This window comes from Streptomyces sp. NPDC031365 (assembly GCF_055569765.1).
This window is the reverse complement of sequence record NZ_JBVIIM010000019.1, coordinates 19,193-34,718: the sequence shown is the minus strand read 5'-3', so window position 1 is coordinate 34,718 and position 15,526 is coordinate 19,193. Positions and strand designations below refer to the sequence as shown.

Below are 15,526 nucleotides of genomic sequence, written 5' to 3'. Positions count from 1 at the left end.
CGCAGGCGAACCGCTCCCGCGGGCAGGCGTGCCGCAGGGCGGCACGGGTGGGCTCGTCGGCACCCCGTCGGCGCCGGGCCGCGGCACCTGCCCCCGGACCACACCGACGGCGGGCGGCCGGTGAACCGCGGGGCGGCACAACGCACCCGATCGGCACCAGCCCCGGAGCGCCCTGTCCCATTCAGCGACTGAAGACAGCACGACCGCCGGGGCAGCGCCCATCAGGACATGGTTCAGGGGGTGACCACCAACGTGGTGGTCACCCCCTGAACCATGTCCTGATGGGCCGGAAGGCGGAGCCTACCGCCCGCCCTGTTCGTCACGGCGCCGCTGCCAGCGCTCTTCGATACGGTCCATCATGGAGCGGCGCTGTCTCCCCTGACGACCCGCCCGCGGGGTGTCCGTGGCACCGGCTGCCTGCTCACCCGGCTTGGGCGCCTTGCGCCAGCCGGTCACCGCGAGGACCGCGCAGCCCAGCATCACGAGGAATCCCACGACACTGAGCCAGACCTGCTGGGCGACCATACCGGCCATGAGGAGCGCAATACCCACGAGGAAGCCCGCGACCGCCTGGTAGACCCGTCGCCGGGTGTACGTACGCAGTCCGCTTCCCTCGAGCGCCGTCGCGAACTTGGGATCTTCGGCGTACAGCGCTCGCTCCATTTGCTCGAGCATGCGCTGCTCGTGCTCCGAGAGCGGCACGGAGTCCTCCTCATCGTGCAGTCGCCGGGGCGACCCGGGGGTCCCTTCAGGATAGGCAGGGAATCGCCCCCGTGAAACCCGCCCCTCTACGCCAAATTGGCCAACCGGTACCAGCCATCACGTCCCGGCCCGCTGAGGCTTCTCATTCCCCGGCGGCCGACCCGTCATGCCCGGGCGGTCTCCCTCGATCATACGGCGCCCCGCCGCCATTCGGGGGGCCTGTGGCGCAGTCCATGCGCGGGGGACCCGCCGGACGCGTCGCTGATCAGCGGCGCGTCACAGGTCGCGGCTCAGGCCCCGGAGGCCCCTCGTGTCTCACCGAGTACATGAAGCTGGGTGGCCACGGAGTGGAAGGCGGCGAGCTCGGCCGCGGCGGCCTCCAGCTTCAGCAGGGCGTCCAGGGCCCCGGGCTCGGTGTCGACGAGCACGCCGGGGACGAGGTCGGCGAAGACCCGCACACCGTGCACGGCGCCGACCGAGAGGCCCGCGCCCTCCACGAGTGAGGTCAGCTGCCCGGCCGTGAAGCGGTGCGGCACGGGGTCGCCCGTGCCCCATCGGCCGTTCGGGTCGTCGAGCGCCTGCCTGGCCTCCGTGAAGTGACCGGCGAGTGCGCGGGCGAGCACGGCGCCGCCGAGGCCCGCGGCGAGCAGGCTGAGTACTCCCCCGGGGCGGAGTGCGGCCACCGCGTTGCGCACGCCTTCGGCCGGGTCGTCGACGTACTCCAGGACGCCGTGGCACAGCACGACGTCGTAGCCGCCGCGCTCGGCCACGTCCAGCAGACCGTGAGCGTCGCCCTGGACGCCCCGGACCCGGTCGGCGACGTCGGCCTCGGCCGCGCGGCGCTCCAGGGCGAACAGCGCGTTCGGGCTGGGGTCGACGACGGTCACCTGGTGACCGAGGCGGGCGAGGGGCACCGCGAAGTTGCCGCTGCCACCGCCGGTGTCGAGGACGTCAAGCACCTGTCGTCCGGTCGCCTTGACCCGGCGTTCCAGGGCGTCCTGGAGGACCTCCCAGACCACGGCGGTACGGAGAGCGGCGCGGGGTCGCATCGGGTCCGACACGGTAGTGACTCCTCGGCGGGGCGATCGGGCTTGGTGCGCTGTCCACCCTATGGCCTGCGCCGTGGGGGCCGGTCATCCGGCCGGGGCCCGCGGCGGGGACCTACGGTGTTTCGCCCCCCGCCGCCGCCCCTTCCCGGACCGTCCCCGAGGATTAGGCCCCCAGTCCTCCTTCGTGCAGTTCCCCGCGCCCCTCGGAAGCGCCCCTGTCCCTGTCGGTGCGGGGCTGGGGCAGGACCGGCTGGAGGACCAGCATGCGTTCCACCAGCCGGAGGAACATCGTCACGTCCCGTATCAGGTCGTCGGCGTCCCGGACGGTCGCCGCGCCCTGGATGTCCGCCTCGGCCCGGGCGCGGCGCCGGGCTCCGGAGGCGAACAGCGCGCTCCACTCGGTGAGCTCCGGCGCGATCTCGGGGAGCACTTCCCAGGCGCTCCGGATCCTGGCCCGGCCCCGGGGCGAGGTCTCGGGCCTGCCACGCGCGGCGAGTACGGCGGCGGCGGTGCGCAGGGCGGCGAGATGGGCCGTCGCATAGCGCTCGTTCGATGTCTCGAGGACGGTGGCCTCGTCAAGTCCGGCACGGGCCTGGGCGAGCAGTTCGAGGGCAGCGGGCGGGGCCGCGGCGCGGCGCAGTACGGGGTGGATGTCGCTCGCCGGGCCGTTCAGTGAGGGTGCAGGGCCGGCTGCGCGGCGCCGACGGGCGGCGGCTGCGGACGAGTTGGCCATGACGAACCTCCTGTCGTCTTCGTGACGGCGCGCCCCGAGACGGGGTGCCGTATGTACACATCGTGAGGTATGCCACTGACAATCCGTTCTGACCTGGGCTTTTGTCTCGAGCGACCGTTCGAGCTAGCTTTTGCACTGACCAGTCAGTTCAAGAGGGAGAGCGTTTTGTGGACGGTCCACTCGGACTCGCCGTCACGGCCGACGACTTCGGTCTCAAGGGGCCACGGGGCTGGGCGTTCCGCGGCGTCTCCGCCGACGCGGAGCCCGGTTCGCTGATCGCGGTGGAGGGGCCGTCCGGTTCGGGCCGCACCTGCCTGTTGCTCTCACTCACCGGACGGATGCGGCCCACGGCCGGCGCGGCCGCCGTGGGCGGGCTGGAGCTGCCCGGGCGGATGGCCGCCGTACGCCGCCGCAGCGCCCTCGCGCACGTCACCGGTGTGACCGATCTCGACCCGGCCTTCACCGTCGGCGAGCACCTGCGCGAACAGGCACTGCTGGGACGCCGCTTCGGCGGCTCGTTCCCCGGTGTCCTCACGCGTCCGCGCGGTGAGCGCACGCGTGGGGAGAGGCAGCGCGTCGACACCGCGCTGGCCACGGCCGGTCTGGACCTCGCGGCCCTGCCCAAGGGCCCGCGGACGGCCGTACGGGACCTGGAGCGGATGGAGTCGCTGCGGCTGTCGCTCGCGCTGGCGCTGCTGGGGCGTCCCCGGCTGCTCGGGCTCGACGACACCGATCTCAAGCTCTCCCCCGCCGAACGGGGTGAAATCTGGGCCCTCCTGAGGTCCGTCACCGACACCGGCGTCACCGTGCTGGCTGTGTGCAGCGAGGCACCGCGCGACGCGGTCGTGGTCCGTACCGGAACCGACACGCCCGACGAGGCGAAGGAGGCGGCAGCCGATGCGCTCGCCGAGACTGGCCGCTCTTGAGCTCCGGCGCTTCGGCCGGGGCACGCTGCCGCGTGCGGCACTGGTCGCCCTGCTGGTGCTGCCCCTGCTGTACGGCGCGCTGTACCTGTGGTCGTTCTGGGATCCGTACGACCGGCTGGACCGTATCCCGGTGGCGCTCGTGAACGACGACACGGGGGCGAGCGCCGACGGCAGGCGGATCACCGCGGGCGCCGACATCGCCGAGGGTCTGCGTGACAGCGACACCTTCGACTGGCGGGAGGTGAGCGCGGACGAGGCCCGGCGAGGCGTCGAGGACGGCGCCTACTACCTGTCGCTGACCGTGCCCGCCGACTTCAGCCGCCGTATCGCGTCCAGTTCGGGCGACTCCCCCGAGACCGGTGCCCTGCGGGTGCGGACGAACGACGCCAACAACTACATCGTCGGGCAGATCTCCCGGACCGTGTTCGGCGAGGTGCGCCGGGCCGCGTCCACGAAGACCTCGCGCACCTTCCTGGACCGGATCTTCGTCTCGTTCTCCGGCATCCACGGCGAGACCGTGAAGGCGGCGGAGGGCGCCGACAAGCTGAACGGCGGCATCGGAAAGGCGGAGAAGGGCTCCAGGGATCTCGCCGACGGCCTCACGGACGCCCGCAAGGGCAGCGGCAAGCTGTCCAAGGGCCTGAAGGACCTCCACGACGGCGCGGGCGACCTCGAGGACGGTTCCAGGAAGGTCGCGGACGGCACCCGGAAGCTCGCCGGCGAGGTCAACGCGGTCGACGCCGAGGTGGGACCGTTCCTGAAGGACAACGAGAAGGCCATCGGCGGCACCGCGCGGTTCGTCGCCGACTCCGCCGGCCGGCTGCGCGGCGACCTCGACGCGCTGAAGGAGGAGGCACCGGCGGCCGCGAAGGACGCCCGCGCGGCGTCCGGCACCATGGACGACGTCCACAGGGCGCGCTGCGAGGACCCCGCCCTGCCCGATCCCGCCTGCGCGGACCTGAAGAAGGCCCGGGACGCGGTCGCCACGGCGTCGGCCGTCGCTGAGGACGTCGGCGCCCTGGTCACCGACCACCGCGAGGACCTCAAGAAGCTCGACGGGCAGCTCGCCACCCTGGAGAAGCAGGCCAGGGCGCTCGCCGACCGGGCCCCGCACCTCTCCGAGGACCTCGACGACGCCGTCACCAGGATCAACAAGCTGGACGCCGGGGCCGGCAAGGTCGCCGCCGGGGCGAAGAAGCTCCACAAGGGTCTCGGCACCGCCGAGACCGGCGCCCGGGGCCTGGACAAGGGCGTCGGCAAGCTGAAGACCGGTGCGGACGATCTCAGGGGCGGCCTCTACAAGCTCGTCGACGGCTCCGGCGAACTGGCCGGCGGACTGCACGACGGCGCCGGGAAGATCCCCGACTACGACGAGCGGGACCGCGACCGGCGCACCGAGGTGATGGCCGATCCGGTGCGGCTCGTCTCCAGCGACCCCCACAAGGCACCCAACTACGGCACCGGCTTCGCCCCCTACTTCATCCCGCTGTCGCTGTGGGTGGGCGCGATGGTGGTGTACATGCTGATCCCGCCGATGAACCGGCGGGCGCTCGCGGCGGGCGCCTCGGCCTGGCGGATCGCGCTGGCGGGCTGGCTTCCGGTGGTGGCGATCGGGGTGCTGCAGACGGTGACCCTGATGTCGGTGCTGCACTGGGCACTCGGGCTGCAGATGGCACGGGCGGCCGGAACGGTGGGCTTCCTGTTCCTGGTGACGGCCTGCTTCGCGGCGATCGTGCAGTGGCTGAACGCACGCTTCGGCGCGGCCGGCCGGATCCTCGTCCTCGCGCTGCTGATGCTCCAGCTGACCTCGGCGGGCGGCACGTACCCCGTACAGACGAGTCCGCCGTTCTTCAACGCGCTGCACCCGTTCCTGCCGATGAGTTACGTCGTCGAGGCGTTGAGGCGGCTCATCACGGGCGGCGGCCTCGGACCGGTGTGGGGGGCCTGCGCCGTGCTGGCGGCCTTCACGGCGGGCGCCCTCGCGCTGACCGCGCTGTCGGCCCGCCGCCGCCAGGTGTGGACCCTGGACCGGCTGCACCCGGAGCTGAGCCTGTGAACCGGCGCGGCGGCGTTCCTGTGAGAATCGGGACCATGGAAAGCAGCAGCACCACGCCGGGCGGCAGTGCCCGCCGCGAGGCCACCCGGCAGAAGCTCTACGAGGCGGCCGTCACCCTCATCGCCGAGCAGGGCTTCTCGGCCACCACCGTGGACGAGATCGCCGAGCGGGCAGGCGTCGCGAAGGGCACGGTCTACTACAACTTCGCGAGCAAGTCGGTCCTCTTCGAGGAGTTGCTGCGGCACGGGGTCGGTCTGCTGACCGCCTCGCTGCGGGAGGCGGCCGAGCAGACGGCCGCGCAGGGCGGCGGCAAGGTCGACGCGCTGGACGCGATGATCCGAGCGGGGCTGGTCTTCATCGACCGCTATCCGGCCTTCACCCAGCTGTACGTGGCCGAGCTGTGGCGCACCAACCGGGCCTGGCAGTCCACACTGCTGGTGGTGCGGCAGCAGGCCGTGGCGGTGGTCGAGGGGGTGCTGCACGAGGGTGTGGCGAACGGTGAGTTCAGTGAGGAGATCGACGTCCCGCTGACGGCCGCGGCCCTGGTGGGCATGGTGCTGGTGGCCGCGCTGGACTGGAAGTCCTTCCAGCCCGAGCGCTCCCTGGACGAGGTGCACGCGGCGCTGTCCCGGCTGCTGCAGGGGCGGGTCAGCGGCCGCCCCTGAGTCTCCCGGGACATAGAGGCGCCGGTCCGGCGGTGGCCGCGTCCCCCGCGGGCCACCGGTCGGACCGGCGTCTTCCCTGCTCCCCCGTACGTCCCCCCGTGGACCCCCGTTTCGGTCGTCCCCCGGGTTCCCCCGTGCCTCACTCCCGCCGACGGCGCCGGCGGAAGGAGCGGATCGCGGGCCCGGTCCGGCTCCGGCGCCCCGTGCCGCCGGTTTCCGCACCGTGCCCCTCTCCGTGGTCTCCACTCTCTCGTTCTCGCGGGTCGGCCCCCATCCGCGCGCGTACTCAACCGGGCCACTGGGTGGGAATACTCAGGTGTGCGCACCCGGGCCCACGACTCCATGCCACCGGCTGGTCACCCAGACGTGGGCCCGGGTACTCGGGGACGGACTGTCCGTGGCGGCGGATACAGTCCCTGGCATGGCACGGATTGCGGTGATCGGCGCCGGGATGGGCGCGATGGCGGCCGCCGCCCGGCTGGCCGTCGCGGGCCACCGGGTGGCGGTGTACGAGCGGACTCGGACGTACGGCGGCGCGCTGCGCCGCGTGGAGCGGGACGGGTTCTCCTTCGACACCGGGCCGGGGCTGCTCCCCCTGCCGGCGGTCTACCGTGATCTGTTCGTGAAGACCGGCAGGGAGCCACTGGAGGAGTGCGTCGACCTCGCCCAGGTCGATCCGTCGTCGCACCACGTGTTCGCGGACGGCACGCGCGTGTCACTGCCCAACGCGTCCCGCGCGGGTGTCGTCTCCGCCCTGTCGGAGAGCCTCGGCCCCGGGGCCGCCGGGCGCTGGGGCGACTTCCTGGTACGGGCCCGGGAGGCCTGGGACCGCTCGCGCCGGCCGCTGCTGGAGGAACCGCTGTGGCCCAACTGGCAGGTCCTGGGCGAGCGCGAGCCCTATCCGGCGGTCCCGCACAGGAAGCTGCTGCGCACGCGCACGGCGGGCACGCTCGCCGAGGTCGGAGCGTGGGAGCTGCGCGATCCCCGGCTGACCGCGCTCCTGGAGAGCCATGCGCTCGCTCTCGGACTCGATCCCCGTGACACCCCGGCGAGCGCGGCCGTGCTGCCGTACATGGAGCACGCCTTCGGCACCTGGTACGTGCGGGGCGGCATGCGGGAGCTGGCACGGGCGGTGTACGAGCGGTGCGTGGCCCGCCGCGTGGAGTTCCACTTCGGTGCCCGGGCCGTCGGGGTGCTCGAGAAGGACGGCCGGGCGGCGGGGCTGGAACTGGCCGACGGCTCGGTGGTGGAGGCTGATTTGGTGGTAGCCGGGGTCGCTCCCGGCGTGCTGGACCGGCTCAGCCGGGGGACACGGGTGCGCGGTGCGGGCGGGGCTCCCGCCCGGCGGGGGGCGGCGAGCCGGATGACGGTGCTGCTGGCGCTGCGGGGCGGGCGCCCGGAGGGGACGCCGCACCGTACGGTCGTGCACACGGAGGACCGTCAGGCGGAGCTGGAGTCGCTGTTCGGCGCCTCTGGCGGCCTGCCCGCCCGCCCCACGGTCACAGTGCTGCGGCCGGACGACCCGGCCCTTGTCCCGGACGCCGGCCACGAGGCGGTCACGGTGACGTCGGTGGTGCCCGCGGGGGCCGAGGACGCCTCGGGCGCGCACGCCGAGAACCTGATCGCCGTCGCCGAGCGGGCGATACCCGGTCTGCGCGACCGGCTGCTCCGGCACGAGGTGCGCACGCCGGCCGACATCGCCGGGGAAACCGGCGCGGAGGGCGGCGCGGTGCCGGTGCCGACGCTGGCCGCGGCGGGCGGGCGGCTGCTGCACCCGTCCAACAGCACGGAGCTTCCGGGGTTGTTCACCGTCGGGGGCTGGTCGCATCCCGGGGGCGGACTGCCGCACGCCGGGATGTCGGGGGCGCTGGTGGCTGGGCTGATCGTGGAAGGGCCGGAGTTCCGCGGCTCCCAGTGAGCGCGTGTCAGAAGCGGTACTGCTGCTCGTCGTACCCGTTGTCGTTGCCGTGCGTCTGTCCGTCGCCCTGGTACGGATACTGCTGCTCCGGCGGGAGTTCGCCGCCGTAGGGGTCGTCGGCGCTGCGCTGCTGCGGGACCCACAGTCCGCCGGCCGGGGTCTCGCCGCCGTAACCTCCGGCGTAGGGGTCCTGGGTGTAGCCCTGCTGGGCGTACTGCTGCGGGTCCGCGTAACCGGTGTCGTACGAGGTGCCGCCGTACGTGGGATTGCCGATGTACGGGTCGGAGTACGCGGCGTACTGCTGGCCCGTGGTGTCGTAGCCCTGCTGCTGGCCGTAACCGGAGTAGTCGTAGGCGTAGTTGGGGTCGGCGCCCTGGGTGGCCGCCGCGTACTGGTCCTGGGAGGGTGCCGCGTATCCGGGGTCACCGCCGTAGACGCCGTAGGAGCCGGTGTCGTCGGGCAGGGGCTGCGGCTCGTAGACCGAGGTGGTCTCGGCGGCCGTCGTCTGGTCGGGGCGGGCGGCGGGGGTGAACACGTCGTCGCGGTCGTAGTCGTCGTCCTGGCCGTAGGCGCGGTCGTGGTGGCCGTCGCGCTCGTCGCCGTAGTCGTCGCGCGACGTCTCCAGGTCGGAGACCTCCAGGGCCGGTTCCTGACGGGCCCGTCCGCCCTTGGCCGCTGCCAGCATCGGGGCGTTGACCGCCCAGCCGGCCGCGAAGCCGCGGCGGAACGACAGGGTGACGTAGGTCTGGCCGACCGCGAAGGCGGCGGCGCCCAGTCCGATGACGATCACGGACGGGATCATCACACCGAGCACGACGCCGAGGAAGCCCGCGAAGGCGAGCAGCCGCCAGCGCAGCCGCGCCTTGTACTGCAGCAGCACCTCGCCGAGCAACCACAGCGCGACGATGCCGAACGCGATGTAGAGGACCGTCCAGCCCATGTACGCCCCTCTCCCAGTGGTCGCTACGCAGTGTGTCGTATATCCGTGCGACCGGTCTAGGCCCGCGGTGGGTGGTGCAGGCCCAGGTTCTCGTAGATTTCCAACGTCGCCGTGGAGTTGTTCAGCGTGATGAAGTGCAGTCCCGGCACTCCCTCGGCCAGCAGCCGCGCACAGAACTTCGTGGCGAAGTCGATACCGATGGAGCGTACCGCCGCCGGATCGTCCTTCGCTGTCAGGATCCGCTCTTTGAGGGCGTCGGGGAACTCCGCGTTACTGAGTTTTGGCAACCTCTCCAGCATCTTCACGCTGGTCACCGGCATGACCTCGGGAATGACGGGGGTTTCGCAGCCCGCGGCGTGGACTCGGTCACGCAGGCGCAGATAGGACTCGGGCCGGAAGAACATCTGCGTGATCGCGTAGTCGGCGCCGGCCCGGCACTTGTCGACGAAGTGGGCGACGTCGGTGTCCCAGTCGGCGGAGCGCGGGTGCATCTCCGGGAAGGCGGCGACGCCGACGCAGAAGTCGCCCGACTCCTTGATGAGCCGGACGAGGTCGGCGGCGTAGGCAAGGCCCTGGGGGTGCGGCACCCAGTCACCCATGGGGTCGCCGGGCGGGTCGCCGCGCACGGCGAGCATGTTGCGGATCCCGGCGTCGGCGTACTGGCCGATGATGTTGCGCAGTTCGGCCACGGAGTGGTCCACCGCGGTGAGATGGGCGACCGGGGTGAGGGTGGTGTCGGCGGCGATCTGCTCGGTCTCCCTGACCGTCCCGGCGCGGGTGGAGCCGCCGGCTCCGTACGTCACGGAGACGAAGTCCGGGGCGACCGCCTCGACCCTGCGCAGCGCGTTCCACAGGTTCCGCTCACCCTTGGCGGTTTTCGGCGCCGAGAACTCGAAGGAGTAGGTCGTCTTGCCGGCGGCGAGCATGTCGCGCACGGTGCGTGCGCGGTCAGTCCTGGTGGATGCGGTTCCGAAGGCCATACCGGCAGGTTAGCCAGGGTGCGGCGGTCCCCCAACCAGAAGCGGGAGATTTGTCCGATTTACCGACTTGCCGTCCACCCCTTGGACAGTTCTGAGACGCCCGGGGGTCACCCCTCGTCCGCGGCGGCCTGCCGCATCCGCTTGGCGAGCTCGGTGGCCGCCGCTCCCGGGTCGTCCGCGTCGGTGATCGCGCGGACGACGACGATCCGGCGGGCGCCCGCGTCCAGGACCTCGTCGAGGTTGCCGAGGTCGATACCGCCGATGGCGAACCAGGGCCGGTCGGTGCCGAGGCCGGCGGCGTAGCGGACCAGGCCGAGGCCCGGGGCGTGACGGCCGGGCTTGGTGGGGGTGGGCCAGCAGGGGCCGGTGCAGAAGTAGTCCACGCCGGGCTGGACGGCGGCGGCGGCGGCCTCGGACTCCTCGTGGGTGGAGCGGCCGACCAGGATGCCGTCCCCGAGTACGGCGCGGGCGGCGGGCACGGGGAGGTCGCCCTGGCCGAGGTGGAGGACGTCGGCGCCGGCGGCGTGGGCGACGTCCGCGCGGTCGTTGACCGCGAGCAGTGTGCCGTGCCGGGCGCAGGCGTCGGCGAGGACCGCCAGGTGCTCCAGCTCCTCGGCGGCCTCCATGCCCTTGTCCCGCAGCTGCACGATGTCGACCCCGCCGGCCAGCACCGCGTCCAGGAACTCCGGAAGATCTCCCTGCCGCTTGCGCGCGTCGGTGCAGAGATAGACGCGGGCATCGGCGAGCCGGACGCGTTCGGTGTCGGTCATGCGGGTGTCCCCCAGGTGTGATGGGCGTAGGGACCGGGCGGGCCCGACAGGCCGGCGTGCGCTGTCCGGCCCGGCAGGTCGGCATGGGGCATTCCCCGCCCGGCAGGCCATGGTCGCGCATCCCCGACCGGCAGGTCGGCGCGGGGCCTTCCGGCCCGGCGGGTGGGCGTCGGGTGTCCCCACCCGGCAGGTGATCGATGGGCGTCGCGCCCGGCACACGGTCCGGGGCGGACCGCCGCCGATGGTAGGCGCGCGCGGTGCCCTCGGCCGGGGCTCGTACGGGCCCCGGCCGGTGTTGGTCGGACTCCGGTCGGTCGGGGCGGGTCAGACCGCGAGTGCCTGCGCCCGGCGCTTCACCTCCGTGCCACGGTTCTCGCCCAGCGCCTGCGCGGGAGTGCCCGGCAGGCTCGGGTCGGGGGTGAAGAGCCACTCCAGCATCTCTTCGGCCGTGAAGCCGTCGTCCCGCAGGAGCGTCAGGGTCCCGGTCAGGCCCTTGACCACCTTGTCCCCGTCGATGAAGGCGGCGGGCACGTGCAGCGCGCGGTTCTCACCCCGGCGTACGGCGATGATCTGGCCCTCCCTGACCAGCTGCCGGACGCGCGTCACCTCGACGCCGAACTGTTCGGCGATGTCGGGGAGAGTGAGCCAGGCGGGGACGAGAGCATCGATCTTTGCGTCAATCTCGGTCACGGGACAAGCCTGCCACCTGCCACCGACAGTCGGAAGTCAGCTCCCGCCACCTGGTCGGACGCGTCGCCCGGACACGCCGCCGCGGGGGTGCCTCACACCGTCGCCGACTTCAGCGGCCGCGCCGGGTCCGCCAGCAGTTCCGCGTCCATCGCCGTGCCCGCCTCGATCAGCCGGCGCCCCTGCGTCAGGTCCCGGGGCCGGCCCACCGCGAGCAGCGCGACCAGGCGGGACTCCCGCAGCCAGCAGACGCTCCACGCCGCCTCGGCGGGGTCCCCGCGCCACACGGTCCGGTCGGCGTCCGCGTGGTGTCCCGCGTACTGGACGAAACGCCCGAACTGCTCGGACCAGAAGTACGGCACCGGGTCGTACACGGCCGGGGCCCGGCCGGCGGGCCCTCCGAGGATGTTCGCCGCGACCGTGCGCGGCCCCTGGAGGGCGTTGTCCCAGTGGTGGACCAGCAGGCGTTCGCCATAGCGCCCGGACGGGAAGGACGCGCAGTCGCCGACCGCGTACACGTCCGGCAGGGAGGACGTCAGGTGGCGGTCGGCCACGACCTCGCCCCGCGTCCCGAGTGCGATTCCGGAGCCCGCCAGCCAGGCCGTGGCGGGCCTGGCCCCGATGCCGACGACCACGGCACCCGCGGGCAGCCGGGTGCCGTCGTCCAGGACCACGGCACCCGGCTCGACGCGCTCCACGCGCGTGTGCGTGCGCAGCGCTGCACCGGCCTCGGCGTACCAGGCGGTCATCGGGGCGGCCACCTCGGCGGGAAGTGCCTCGGCCAGCGGACGCTCCTCGGCCTCCACGACGGTGACCGCGCAGCCCGCCCCGCGGGCGGCGGTGGCGAACTCCGCGCCGATCCAGCCGGCGCCGACCACCACGATGTCGTGCTGCCGCGCGAGCACCGGACGCAGCCGTTCGGCGTCGTCCAGGGTGCGCAGGAGGTGCACACCGGGGATGCCCTCCGCGCCCGGCAGCCGCACCGGTTCCGCGCCGGTGGCGATCACCAGGACGTCGTACGGGACGGGCCCGGCCTCCGTGTCCAGCTCGTGGTCGCCGGGGCGCAGGCCGAGCACCTCGCAGCCGAGCCGCAGTTCGATGCCGAGCTCCTCGAAGTCGACGTCGAAGGCGGAGTCCTCGGCCTTGCCGAGCAGCACCGCCTTGGACAACGGCGGGCGGTCGTAGGGCTGGTGGGGCTCCGCGCCGATCAGGGTCACCGTGCCGGTGAAACCCTGCTCCCGCAGGGCTGCCGCGGTCTGCACGCCGGCCATGCCGGCGCCCGCCACCACCACCCGCCGCGGTGCGGACCGTCCCGGTTCCTGCGTCTGCTCGCTCACCCGATCACCCTAGTCACTCGGTCGCCGGCGGGTTCTCGCGGTCCGGGAGCTGCTCCACCACGCTCGTGCCGCTGCCCGGCTGCGACTCCCACTCCCAGCTCTCCTCCAGCCGTACCCGCCCGTCGGGCAGCTCCACGACCGTGGACACGCAGTGCCCCGACGACGTCGTGCCGTCCCCCTTGAGCTGGACGTACCGGAAGTCCAGCCGGTCCCCCGCGCGGGTGCCCACCAGATACCCGCGCACGACGTCGCCGCCCGCGTACTCGGCCCATACCTCCCCGCCCCGCTCGTGGTAGTCGAACCGGGTACGGGTGCCGACCTGACCCGGAGCCTGGTCGGCGACGGGGGCGAGGACGAGTCCGTCGAGCGATCGGGCCACGGGGAGGCTCCCTTACCTGTGCGCTGCTCTGCGGGCTAGGGTGGCCAACGTACAAGCACTCGCGGGAGCCTGGACGCACCGGGCTGAGAGGGAGGCTGGCGGCCTCCGACCGTACGAACCTGATCCGGGTCATGCCGGCGAAGGGAGGGGCTGGACGCCCATGTCGCCCACGCGTACTTCTGACGTCCTCGTCGTCGGGGGCGGAATCATCGGACTGGTCACGGCCTGGCGGGCCGCGCAGCGCGGTCTGACCACGACCGTGGTGGACCCCGAGCCGGGGGGCGGCGCCGCCCAGGTGGCCGCCGGGATGCTGGCCGCCGTCACGGAGCTGCACTACGGCGAGGAGACCCTGCTCGGCCTGAACCTCGCCTCCGCTCGGCGCTATCCCGCGTTCGCGGCCGAGCTCACCGAACTCACCGGCCACGACCTCGGCTACCGCAGTTGCGGCACGCTCGCCGTGGCCCTGGACGCCGACGACCGCGCCCACCTGCGGGAACTGCACGCCCTTCACCAGCGGTCGGGGCTGGACTCGCAGTGGCTGTCCGGGCGGGAGTGCCGACGCCTGGAGCCGATGCTCGCGCCCGGGGTGCGCGGCGGGCTGCGGGTGGACGGCGACCATCAGATCGATCCGCGGCGGCTGGCGGCCGCCCTGGTCACCGCCTGCGAGCGGGCCGGGGTGACCGTCCACCGCGCGTGGGCCGAGCGGCTCCTCGTCACCGGCGGCCGCGCGAGGGGCGTTCTCGCCTCCGACGGCACCGAGCTGAGCGCCGGGCAGGTGGTGCTCGCCGCGGGCAGCCTCAGCGGGCGGCTCGCGGGCGTCCCGGAGGACGTGCTGCCGCCCGTGCGGCCCGTGAAGGGGCAGGTGCTGCGGCTGACGATGCCCGACCGCCCCGGTCCCTTCCTGAGCCGGACCGTACGCGCCGTGGTGCGCGGCAGCCATGTCTATCTGGTGCCGCGTGAGAACGGCGAGCTGGTGATCGGCGCGACCAGCGAGGAGATGGGCTGGGACACCACCGTGACCGCGGGCGGTGTGTACGAGCTGCTGCGCGACGCCCACGAGCTGGTCCCCGGGATCACCGAGCTGCCGCTGACCGAGACCCGGGCCGGACTGCGCCCCGCCTCCCCCGACAACGCCCCCCTGCTCGGCCCGACCGGGCTCGAAGGGCTGCTGCTCGCAACCGGCCACTTCCGCAACGGCGTTCTGCTGACGCCAGTGACCGGCGACGCCCTCGCGGACGTCCTGACCACCGGTGAACTGCCTCAGGAGGCCCGCCCGTTCACCCCCCGGCGCCTCGGCGCCGCCGCCGTCCTCATGGAGCAGCCCGTATGAACATCTCCGTCAACGGGGAGCCCCGGGAGTTCACTCCCGGCACTGCCCTCGACCTCGTCGTGACGTCGCTCACCGCGGCACCCTCGGGAGTGGCCGCCGCCCTCAACGAAACCGTCGTCCCGCGCGCGCAGTGGCCCGCCACCCCCCTCGCCGACGGGGACCGGGTGGAGATCCTGACCGCCGTCCAAGGAGGCTGACCATGGCCGACGATCCGTTCGTCCTCGGCGGTACGTCCTTCACGTCCCGTCTGATCATGGGTACGGGAGGGGCACCGAGCCTCGATGTGCTGGAGCGGGCGCTGGTGGCGTCCGGGACGGAGCTGACGACCGTCGCGATGCGGCGGGTGGACCCCTCGGTGCACGGGTCCGTGCTGTCGGTGCTGGAGAACCTGGGCATCCGGGTGCTGCCGAACACGGCGGGGTGCTTCACCGCCGGGGAGGCGGTGCTCACCGCGCGGCTCGCGCGCGAGGCGCTCGGCACGGAACTGGTCAAGCTGGAGGTCATCGCCGACGAGCGGACGCTGCTGCCCGACCCGGTGGAGCTGCTGGACGCGGCGGAGACGCTGGTGGACGACGGGTTCACGGTGCTGCCGTACACGAACGACGATCCGGTGCTAGCACGGAAGCTGGAGGACGTGGGGTGTGCGGCGGTCATGCCGCTGGGGTCGCCGATCGGGTCGGGGCTGGGGATCCGCAACCCGCACAACTTCGAGTTGATCGTGGAGCGGGCGGGGGTGCCGGTGATCCTCGACGCGGGGGCGGGGACGGCGTCCGATGTGGCACTGGCGATGGAGCTGGGGTGTGCGGGGGTGATGCTGGCGTCGGCGGTGACGCGGGCGCAGGAGCCGGTGCTGATGGCTTCCGCCATGCGGGGGGCGGTGGAAGCGGGGCGGCTGGCGCGGCTGGCGGGGCGGATTCCGCGGCGTTGGTTCGCCACGGCGTCCTCTCCCGCGGAGGGCATGCCTGTACTGGATCCGGAGCGACCGGCTTTCTAGGTTCCGGAGCGACCGGGCCTTCCAGGTGCTGCCTGCCGGGGCGGACGCGGGTGGGTTCGC

The 15,526-nt window shown here is 73.1% G+C and carries 16 protein-coding genes and 1 riboswitch; of the genes, 7 read left to right on the top strand and 9 right to left on the bottom strand.

The window, feature by feature from the left end; genetic code table 11:
• Window positions 1-300: 300 nt before the first annotated feature.
• The 3 genes from ACZ5C2_RS25325 to ACZ5C2_RS25315 form a co-directional block, all read right to left on the bottom strand.
• Entirely contained in the window at window positions 301-702 is a 402-nt protein-coding gene (locus ACZ5C2_RS25325; RefSeq protein WP_468795155.1) for a DUF3040 domain-containing protein, read from the bottom strand.
• A 290-nt stretch (window positions 703-992) separates the two neighbouring features.
• Entirely contained in the window at window positions 993-1,763 is a 771-nt protein-coding gene (locus tag ACZ5C2_RS25320; protein ID WP_468795152.1) for a methyltransferase, read from the bottom strand.
• A gap of 151 nt (window positions 1,764-1,914) precedes the next feature.
• The gene (locus ACZ5C2_RS25315) at window positions 1,915-2,484 is read right to left on the bottom strand and encodes an SAV_6107 family HEPN domain-containing protein (RefSeq protein ID WP_468795149.1); all 570 of its coding nucleotides are present in this window, start codon (window positions 2,482-2,484) and stop codon (window positions 1,915-1,917) included.
• Between the two features lie 167 nt (window positions 2,485-2,651).
• Here ACZ5C2_RS25315 and ACZ5C2_RS25310 point away from each other — a divergent pair, with 167 nt between their 5' ends.
• The 4 genes from ACZ5C2_RS25310 (at window position 2,652) to ACZ5C2_RS25295 (ending at window position 8,049) form a co-directional block, all read left to right on the top strand.
• Window positions 2,652-3,410 carry an ATP-binding cassette domain-containing protein gene (locus ACZ5C2_RS25310; RefSeq protein WP_468795146.1) on the top strand — a complete coding sequence of 253 codons (759 nt, stop codon included), beginning with the start codon at window positions 2,652-2,654 and terminating at the stop codon, window positions 3,408-3,410.
• Complete coding sequence (locus tag ACZ5C2_RS25305; RefSeq protein WP_468795143.1) at window positions 3,382-5,466, top strand: YhgE/Pip family protein; 2,085 nt, start codon at window positions 3,382-3,384, stop codon at window positions 5,464-5,466. The genes ACZ5C2_RS25310 and ACZ5C2_RS25305 overlap by 29 nt, the downstream gene beginning before the upstream one ends.
• A 35-nt stretch (window positions 5,467-5,501) precedes the next feature.
• On the top strand, window positions 5,502-6,131 hold the full coding sequence (locus ACZ5C2_RS25300; RefSeq protein ID WP_468795140.1) for a TetR/AcrR family transcriptional regulator: 630 nt from the start codon (window positions 5,502-5,504) through the stop codon (window positions 6,129-6,131).
• 421 nt (window positions 6,132-6,552) lie between these two features.
• Window positions 6,553-8,049: a phytoene desaturase family protein gene (locus tag ACZ5C2_RS25295; RefSeq protein ID WP_468795137.1), complete on the top strand. Its 1,497-nt coding sequence runs from the start codon at window positions 6,553-6,555 to the stop codon at window positions 8,047-8,049.
• Between the two features lie 7 nt (window positions 8,050-8,056).
• On the opposite strand, the gene ACZ5C2_RS25290 is transcribed toward ACZ5C2_RS25295, so the two are convergent.
• The 6 genes from ACZ5C2_RS25290 to ACZ5C2_RS25265 all read right to left on the bottom strand — a co-directional run bounded on the left by ACZ5C2_RS25290 (window position 8,057) and on the right by ACZ5C2_RS25265 (window position 13,142).
• On the bottom strand, window positions 8,057-8,989 hold the full coding sequence (locus ACZ5C2_RS25290) for an SCO2102 family sporulation regulator (RefSeq protein ID WP_468795134.1): 933 nt from the start codon (window positions 8,987-8,989) through the stop codon (window positions 8,057-8,059).
• Between the two features lie 56 nt (window positions 8,990-9,045).
• The gene (gene metF, locus ACZ5C2_RS25285; RefSeq protein ID WP_468795131.1) at window positions 9,046-9,969 is read right to left on the bottom strand and encodes a methylenetetrahydrofolate reductase [NAD(P)H]; all 924 of its coding nucleotides are present in this window, start codon (window positions 9,967-9,969) and stop codon (window positions 9,046-9,048) included.
• A 107-nt stretch (window positions 9,970-10,076) separates the two neighbouring features.
• Complete coding sequence (gene thiE / locus ACZ5C2_RS25280) at window positions 10,077-10,739, bottom strand: thiamine phosphate synthase (RefSeq protein ID WP_468795129.1); 663 nt, start codon at window positions 10,737-10,739, stop codon at window positions 10,077-10,079.
• Window positions 10,740-11,063: 324 nt separating this feature from the next.
• Window positions 11,064-11,429 carry an Rv2175c family DNA-binding protein gene (locus ACZ5C2_RS25275; RefSeq protein WP_468795126.1) on the bottom strand — a complete coding sequence of 122 codons (366 nt, stop codon included), beginning with the start codon at window positions 11,427-11,429 and terminating at the stop codon, window positions 11,064-11,066.
• A 92-nt stretch (window positions 11,430-11,521) separates the two neighbouring features.
• Window positions 11,522-12,763 (bottom strand): NAD(P)/FAD-dependent oxidoreductase, encoded by a 1,242-nt coding sequence (locus ACZ5C2_RS25270; protein WP_468795123.1) that lies wholly within the window; start codon window positions 12,761-12,763, stop codon window positions 11,522-11,524.
• A gap of 13 nt (window positions 12,764-12,776) precedes the next feature.
• A complete protein-coding gene (locus ACZ5C2_RS25265; RefSeq protein ID WP_468795120.1) occupies window positions 12,777-13,142 on the bottom strand; it encodes an avidin-fold protein in 366 nt (121 codons plus the stop codon).
• Between the two features lie 51 nt (window positions 13,143-13,193).
• Window positions 13,194-13,305: riboswitch (TPP riboswitch) on the top strand.
• Here ACZ5C2_RS25265 and thiO point away from each other — a divergent pair.
• The 3 genes from thiO (at window position 13,303) to ACZ5C2_RS25250 (ending at window position 15,466) form a co-directional block, all read left to right on the top strand.
• Entirely contained in the window at window positions 13,303-14,472 is a 1,170-nt protein-coding gene (gene thiO / locus ACZ5C2_RS25260) for a glycine oxidase ThiO (RefSeq protein ID WP_468795117.1), read from the top strand. Its footprint overlaps the riboswitch before it by 3 nt.
• On the top strand, window positions 14,469-14,669 hold the full coding sequence (thiS, locus tag ACZ5C2_RS25255) for a sulfur carrier protein ThiS (RefSeq protein WP_468795114.1): 201 nt from the start codon (window positions 14,469-14,471) through the stop codon (window positions 14,667-14,669). The genes thiO and thiS overlap by 4 nt, the downstream gene beginning before the upstream one ends.
• Before the next feature lie 2 nt (window positions 14,670-14,671).
• Window positions 14,672-15,466 carry a thiazole synthase gene (locus ACZ5C2_RS25250; protein WP_468795111.1) on the top strand — a complete coding sequence of 265 codons (795 nt, stop codon included), beginning with the start codon at window positions 14,672-14,674 and terminating at the stop codon, window positions 15,464-15,466.
• The last annotated feature ends 60 nt before the right edge of the window (window positions 15,467-15,526 follow it).